Origin of the sequence: Paracoccus sediminilitoris, assembly GCF_003259195.1 — a bacterium.
In the GTDB taxonomy this organism is placed as follows: domain Bacteria; phylum Pseudomonadota; class Alphaproteobacteria; order Rhodobacterales; family Rhodobacteraceae; genus Paracoccus; species Paracoccus sediminilitoris.
Map to the genome: position 1 here is coordinate 1 of NZ_QJPK01000037.1, position 7,346 is coordinate 7,346.

Below are 7,346 nucleotides of genomic sequence, written 5' to 3' on the forward strand. Positions count from 1 at the left end.
ATGGACATCAGAGCCAGACAGATTCATCCTCGACCCGATCCACCAGATGCCGGGACTGAACACCTAGTCAGCGCTATTGCATGAACTCTGAGTGATTGTTTGGCGACCTTAACCATATCGTCACGATCCACACTAACGACTTCCATCATCTGCCTTTTTGATATTTTGTCAGGGTTAACTTTTCTAAAAAATAAAGTCGTTTCGCTACGATCGTTTATTATTAATTCGCCATGAGCTAGAGTATCTCGGTACTTTTTTATAACTTCGTATTCGCCCAAAGCGGCGAGCATTTTCTCCCTATGATCTGTCAAGCTGCGTGCAGTAAACGCTTTTCTTATTTCTTATATTCTTTCAGATGCTTGGCGTGTTGCTCTTAGTTTTATAGCCTCAAGTTCACATCTCGGCCTAACAAGTTCTATGAGCTGTGCGAGAATAGAATCTATAGCCGCACAGTTCATTATTATCAGTCCAACGTAGGGTGCGTCGGAAATTACCGACCTTGCTTGCAATGGGAGTGTTTTATCTGCAAGAATTTTTGCGTATGACATTAATAAACTTCAATTATACTATTTTATGCAGTTATACCCGCTACGCTTTTTTTAGGTATTTAAATATGCAGAGTGGGTAGCTCGCTGATCCGCGTTGTGTAGCGCGGCGATCGGTGATCCGCCTTCGTCGCCCAGGATCGGCTAACCCCCTCTCGCGCCAGCACCATTGTCTTCTTGCCGAAGCGGTCATTGATCGCATCAAGAGCATCCGTCAGGCGCGCGTCGCGCGGTCGATCCGGTGGAAACAGCATGGCGGGCTGGTCGGCCTCGGCCAAGAGGTCATCGAGGATGATCCCGGCCTTGGTATAGCCATAGCCATTTCCGGACGGGTCGCCCTTCCAGCCTCGGCGCGCAGCCGCCACGGCGGCATCCACCAGGTCGAACGTATGGTTGGACATGGGCCGCAAGCGGATGCTGCGCGAAAAGGAATGGCGCGGCCTGTCGGGCTTGTGCGGGTTGGTGTGGTAGAACACCGTCATCGTGCCTGCTACCAAACCGTGCTGCCGCAGCTTCTCGGCCGCCCGGGTGGCGTGGGCGCTGATGGCCTGGGCCAGCGTGTCGAAGCTGGTCATGGGCGTGCCCGCGGAGCGGGTGACGGCCATACCCTTGCGCTGCGGAGCCACATCCTCAAAATCGACGCAGGACACGCCGCGCAGCTCGGCCACCAACCGTTCCAAAACAACCGTACCGATCTTGCGGCCAAGGGCCAAAGGCAGGTCGCGTAGCTCGGCGGCAGAGTTGATCCCCTGGGCCTTCAGCTTGGCCTCCGTTGCTGACCCCACGCCCCAGATTTCTCCGATGGGAATGCGGCGCATCACATAGTCCCGCACGTCCTGGTCCATGAGATTGCAGACCCCAGAAAAGAGAGGGTTCTTCTTGGCGGCATAGTTCGCCAGCTTGGCAAGCGTCTTGGTAGGAGCAATGCCAACGCAGGTCGGGATGCCGGTCTCGGTTCTGACTGCATGCCGCATCTGGGCGCCATGAGCCTCCATGCGATCCCCGAAGCCCGCAAGGTCAACGAATGTCTCGTCTATCGAATAGACGTCGAGGCGGGGGGAGTAGCTGTTCAGGACTTCGACCACGCGGCGGCTGAGGTCGCCGTAGAGTGTGTAGTTCGATGACAAAGCCTTGACCCCATGCCGCTTCATCAGGTCACGGATCTTGAAAACCGGCTCGCCCATCTTGATCCCAAGGGCCTTGGCTTCATCGCTGCGGGCCACGGCGCAGCCGTCATTGTTGGACAGGACAATGACGGGGATGCCACGCAACGACACATCGAACACGCGCTCACAGCTGACGTAGAAATTGTTGCAGTCGATCAGCGCAATGGGGCGGTCGGATTGCTCCACCGGGCCTGCCCTTATTCGATGGGCAGGCGTCGGACGACGCCGGCGACAACCCCCCATATCTCGGTCGTCTCCGTGACCGGGATTGTCGCATAGCCATCCGCACGGGCGCGTGGATCGAGAAACCAGACACCATCGCGTTTGGCGAGCTTCTTGACTGTAATGGCGCCATCGACCACCGCGACGACGATGCGACCATGGCGGCGCTTGCCCGCGCGATCCACGGCGATCAGGTCGCCGTCCAGGATGCCCTCGGCCTCCAGGCTGTCGCCCGACACCCGCCACCAGAAGGTCGCATGCTCATGCCGTACCACCCACTTGATCGGGTCGATCGTATCCTCAAGATCATCCGCGGCGGGTGACGGAAAACCGGCCGGAACCGGCATGGATGCCAGGGGCACATGCCAGTCTACGAGCGTGATCTTGATAGGGCTTAAGTGCAGGGTCATGGCTATAAGAACAATACGAGAACACCAGCCATAACCCGAACCCCCCCTGCGACGTCAAGCCGCTAACTGCTAAAAGTTCAGGGATGACCAAACAGCAAACTGTTCAGCTGCAATTCTATTGCTTGGGACCGCCATCAAGCAAAGCCTGCCCTGCAGCCTTTAAAGTGCCGTCTCCATTGACGTAAGCATAGAGGGTTGTAGTCGTGATCCCAAGACGGCGGGCAACTTCCTTAGCAACAGCGTCGCGGTCGGACATGGCCGTCATTGCCATGCTCAGGGTCGTTCTATCCATCTTGCGCGGGCGGCCCCCAAGCCTGCCACGCGCACGGGCAGCGGCAATACCTGCCTGCGTCCGTTCAACGATCAACTCTCGCTCAAACTCTGCGAATGCCGCAAAAATGCCAAATGCGAGCCTGCCGTTCGCGGTGGTAGTGTCGATCTGCGCGCCCGCGCCTGCCAGAACCTTCAAACCGACGCCCCGCTCTCTCAAGGCTTCGGCGGTGGTGATCAAGTGACGCAGATCGCGGCCAAGCCGATCCAGCTTCCAGATGACCAGCGTATTGCCTGGCTGGAGTGATTTGAGACAGGCCAGCAGACCTGGCCGGGCATCGAGGCGACCAGAAGCCAGATCCTCGTAAATTCGGTCCGGATCGACACCCGCCGCGAGCAACGCATCGCGCTGCGGGGTGAGTGTTTGGGTGCCATCTGACTTTGAGACCCTGATATAACCGATAAGCACTGCCGCACCCCGCAAGAAAAGACTGCGCACTCCCTGCAAAGTGTCATTGATTTTCGCAACGGGTTTTCTTGTGCTTGAGCTGACCAGCCGCACTGCGCACGGTGATCGCAAGGAAACCGACCGTTTTTCTGACGTTGCCGCAACCACCCTATCGAACCGTGACCGGCCGACTCACTTAGATACAAACGTTCAAAGATCTTAAAGTGCAGTGGCGAAGTGGCCCATTGGCGCCCTTCTTATAATCTACAACAAGTGCAGACGCACCGCATGCTAGCGTCCAATTGCGGCTGGTCGACGATTTGCAGATGCTGCAGTGCAGATTTTCCAAAACCTGCCGTTCACCGCACTTGCAGCGCGCCAGTCGCCATTAGCGTTAGAATGGCACATGAGGGCGGAGAGCCGCCTGACCGCGGTGCGGCATACCAAGGGCCTCAGAACGCAGGAGCCGACGTTCGTCGCCGCCGCAGAACGACCGGCGCCAGATCAGTCACGACGGGCGGAGAGCGGACTGACGGCGGTGCGGCGAACCGAAGGGCTCACGGCATAGAAGCGAACATTCGTCGTCGGCGCAGCACGGCCGCCGCCTGGTCCGGCACAAAAGGGCGGAAGGCAGACTTTCGACGATGTAACAGGACGAGTATGGCATTTCAATGAAGCAGACGTTCGATCCCCGTGCAGCGTCATCGGCATTGGATCGACTCTAAGGCGGGAAGTGGCCGTTCGCTGCGACTTGGAAAAACGGCAGTGAGGCGTAATGAGTCGTCATCATGGAGATGCTCGGGTAGAGGCACGGGCCCGTTGACTTTGGATTTCGATGAATTTATTCACATCGGAATTAATTCATGGGCGGATAAATTCATGCATGGCAGAGAGAATGAGCGCGACGCTCTGAAACGCAAGCTTAACGCCGGGCAAAACATTCATATGCCAGCCCCTCGTCGCATCGGGAAAACTTGGACGATCAACAGGCTCGCGGAAGACATGCGGAACGAGGGCTGGCTGATCATTGAGGTGGATGTCCAAGGCATGTCCGCTCCGGACAAGTTCGCGGAGCGCCTGTGCCAGAAGATTCAAAAGCAGTTGCCTACGAAGTCAGGTCTGCATGCAACCTTAAAACACCGGCTTGATACATTGATTGGGGGAAATTGGGGCACCAACCCTATCAAAGCGATTGGGCAAGTCGACCCAGTGATCTTTTTGGGCGCGCTTTTGGAAGCACTAGAGAAGGAGGGCAGGCAATCCGCGATCTTCGTAGACGAGATCGCCTATTTCGTACTCGGCTTCGCAGAGAAAAATGAGAGCGGTGCCAAGGACTTCTTCTACGAACTGAGGAACCTACAGGCTGAATACTCGAATGTCCGTTGGCTCTTCACCGGCTCGATCGGCCTGCACTTTGTGGCCGAACGGTTCGGCCTTGGCGGTGCGTTCGTCGATTTGACCACGTTTATCCTTGAGCCGTTCAACGAAATCGAAGCTGGATCCTTTCTCCGTGCTCCGGCCACGCAGATGGGGTTTAACCACCAGTTCCATGTGAGCGACGAAGACTTAAAGGTTTTGTTTGAAGAGCTAGGCTGGCTAGCGCCCTACTACCTAAGGCTGGTGGGCAATGAAGTCCGACCAACTGGCCCCGAAGAAGGCGGCAAGCTGACCGCAAAGCAGGAGGACCTGCGTGCCGCAATGCAAAAACTACTTGAACCGACCCGGAAATCCGCGTTCGCGGTGTGGCGCGAGCATATTGACAAGAACTTACCCCATACCGACCGTGACCTAGCACGAGGGGTGCTGGGCCGTTTGTCGGCCGGTGCGAATGGCGAGACGCTGGACACGCTGCAAGCTGCCATGGCCGTCGCTAAACCGAAAGCAGTGCGGGACATTCTTGACATCCTGCAAAGTGACGGCCTGATCGACCTGACCGAAGGGCGCTACAGGTTCCGGTCCGGCCTGATCCGTCGCTACTGGCAGCAGTACGAGGCGGATTGATCGTGATACCGCAGTCCACGCTCTACAATCAGACCATCCTCAATGACGACGATTTCGTCGCCAGCTTCGTGGCGCGCCGCGGCACTCTGGGGACGATGTGCCGCCGCTTGAAATCAATCGGACTGGAGGACGACGGGCAGCATCAAATCCTGATCGGCACGCGAGGGATGGGCAAGACCTCCCTACTGCGCCGCATGGCGATTGAGATCAAGCGCGATCACGAATTGTCGGACCGATTCGTCCCGCTGATGTTCCGCGAAGAGCAGTACAACGTGTTGCGATTGCAGGATTTCTGGCGCAATTGCGGGGAATCCCTAGCTGGATGGGCCGAAAGCCAAGGCCGTGACGACTTGGCGGAGCATCTTGACAACGTGGTCTTCTCCAGCGGTTGGGACAGCGACGACGGCGCCGCAGAGCAATTCGAGAAGGAGATGCATTCGCTTGGCAAACGTGCAATTCTACTGATCGACAACCTCGACCTGATTCTGGATGCGCTTAAGGACGAGGACCGCTGGACCCTGCGCGCCAGCTTGCAGGCACGGGGCGGGCCAATCCTTGTCGGTGCCGCAACCCAGTCACTGAAGGAAACCGCGGACCGCGACGCTGCCTTCTACGAGTTCTTCCAACCCTATTATCTTGAGCCCCTCGAGCTGCAGGAAGCTGAAACTTGCATGCGAGCTCTCGCAAACCAGCGCGGAGAGGTCGGGCGCCGCGTCCTCCAAGTAATGCACACCGATCCCGCACGGCTCCGTGTTCTTCACAGGTTGACCGGTGGCAACCCGCGGATCTTAGCCCTGACATATCGCCTTCTCGAGACCGAGGATTCCCACAGCGCGATGGCCGATCTCGAGCGACTGCTGGACGAGGTCACGCCCTATTATAAGGCCCGCGTCGAGGAATATCAGACCCCCTTGCAAAGGGCGATCATCGATGCCATCGCGCTACACTGGGACCCTGTCACTACCGGGCAACTTTCCGAAATAACCGGCGTCCCAACTACGACGTTGTCTCCGCAGCTGACTAGGCTGCGCAAGGATGGTTTAATTGAAAAGAACGAAACCTCGGGCTCGTACGCGGGCCATCAGGTCGTCGAACGGTTCCTCAATATTTGGTACCTGATGCGGCACGGAACGCGCCGCACCCGGCAGAGGATGCGCTGGCTCGTCGCGTTCCTGTCCAGCTTTTACTGCAAGGACGAGTTGGAAGAAATCGGTCGGACCGCACGCGCAACAGGCCGCTTTGATCTCTGGACCCGCGACTATTTACATGCGTTCGAACAAGCGATGCAGATCGCACCAGCCCGCGAGCGTCTTAGCCTGAAGTCGACGGAGCCCCGCCACGACGACACGATCGCATCAGACCATCAAACTTCGCCCGGAGCCAAAGAAGCGAAGGAGATGATCGATAAGGGAGTATCCCTAGTTAAAGACGAAGAGCATGCGGCTGCGCTCGAGATATTCGAGAAAGTGATCGCCCGCTATGGCGACAGTGAAGCCCTCCCGCTGCAGGAGCAGGTCGCGCGAACCATGTTCATCAAGGCGATCACGCTAGGCCAGATCAGCGATCCTGCGGCAGAGATCGAGGTCTACGACGCGCTCGTCGCCCGCTACGGCGACAGTGACGCCCTCCCGCTGCAGGAACAGGTCGCGCGGGCCATGCTCAACAAGGGGGACACGCTAGGCCAGATCGGCGATCCTGCGGCGGCGCTCGAGGCCTGCGAAGCGCTCATCGCCCGCTACGGCGACAGCGACGCCCTTCCGCTGCAGGAACCGGTTGCGCGGGCCATGCTCAACAAGGCAGTCGCATTGGGCCAATCCGGTGATTTTGCGGCAGAGATCGAAGTCTACGACGCACTCATCGCCCGCTACGGCGACAGTGACGCCCTCCCGCTGCAGGGACAGGTCGCGGAGGCCATGTTCAACAAGGCGATCACGCTAGGCCAGACCAGCGATCCTGCGGCAGAGATCGAGGTCTACGACGCGCTCGTCGCCCGCTACGGCGACAGTGAGGCCCTCCCCCTGCAGGAACAGGTCGCGGAGGCCATGTTCAATAAGGCGATCACGCTAGGGCACACCGGTGATCGTGCGGCAGAGATCGAGGTCTATGACGCGCTCATCGCCCGATACGTCCACAGCGACGCCCTCCCGCTGCAGGAACCGGTCGCGCGGGCCATGCTCAGCAAGGCAATCGCATTGGGCCAATCCGGCGATCATGAGGCGGCGCTCGAGGTCTACGACGCGCTCATCGCCCGCTACGGCGACAGTGACGCCCTCCCGCTGCAGGA

At 58.4% G+C, this 7,346-nt stretch carries 5 protein-coding genes; 2 read left to right on the top strand and 3 right to left on the bottom strand.

The genetic code is table 11. The annotated features are described in order from the left end of the window. Positions 1 to 607 precede the first annotated feature (607 nt). From DKT70_RS16505 to DKT70_RS16515, 3 genes are all read right to left on the bottom strand, one after another. A complete protein-coding gene (locus DKT70_RS16505; protein WP_233490633.1) occupies positions 608 to 1,897 on the bottom strand; it encodes a Y-family DNA polymerase in 1,290 nt (429 codons plus the stop codon). A gap of 11 nt (positions 1,898 to 1,908) precedes the next feature. Continuing rightward, complete coding sequence (locus tag DKT70_RS16510; protein WP_111560173.1) at positions 1,909 to 2,343, bottom strand: LexA family protein; 435 nt, start codon at positions 2,341 to 2,343, stop codon at positions 1,909 to 1,911. Between the two features lie 115 nt (positions 2,344 to 2,458). Then, positions 2,459 to 3,175: a recombinase family protein gene (locus DKT70_RS16515; protein WP_456095301.1), complete on the bottom strand. Its 717-nt coding sequence runs from the start codon at positions 3,173 to 3,175 to the stop codon at positions 2,459 to 2,461. A gap of 705 nt (positions 3,176 to 3,880) precedes the next feature. Here DKT70_RS16515 and DKT70_RS16520 point away from each other — a divergent pair. Further along, the gene (locus tag DKT70_RS16520) at positions 3,881 to 5,062 is read left to right on the top strand and encodes an AAA family ATPase (RefSeq protein ID WP_111560174.1); all 1,182 of its coding nucleotides are present in this window, start codon (positions 3,881 to 3,883) and stop codon (positions 5,060 to 5,062) included. 2 nt (positions 5,063 to 5,064) lie between these two features. Continuing rightward, positions 5,065 to 7,346: tetratricopeptide repeat protein (locus DKT70_RS16525; RefSeq protein WP_233490634.1), on the top strand; the 2,282-nt coding region annotated here is incomplete at its 3' end.

Coding starts and splice junctions, on each gene's coding strand:
- DKT70_RS16510 (WP_111560173.1), bottom strand. CDS start 2,343: ATGACCCTGCACTTAAGCCCTATCAAGATCACGCTCGTAGACTGGCAT.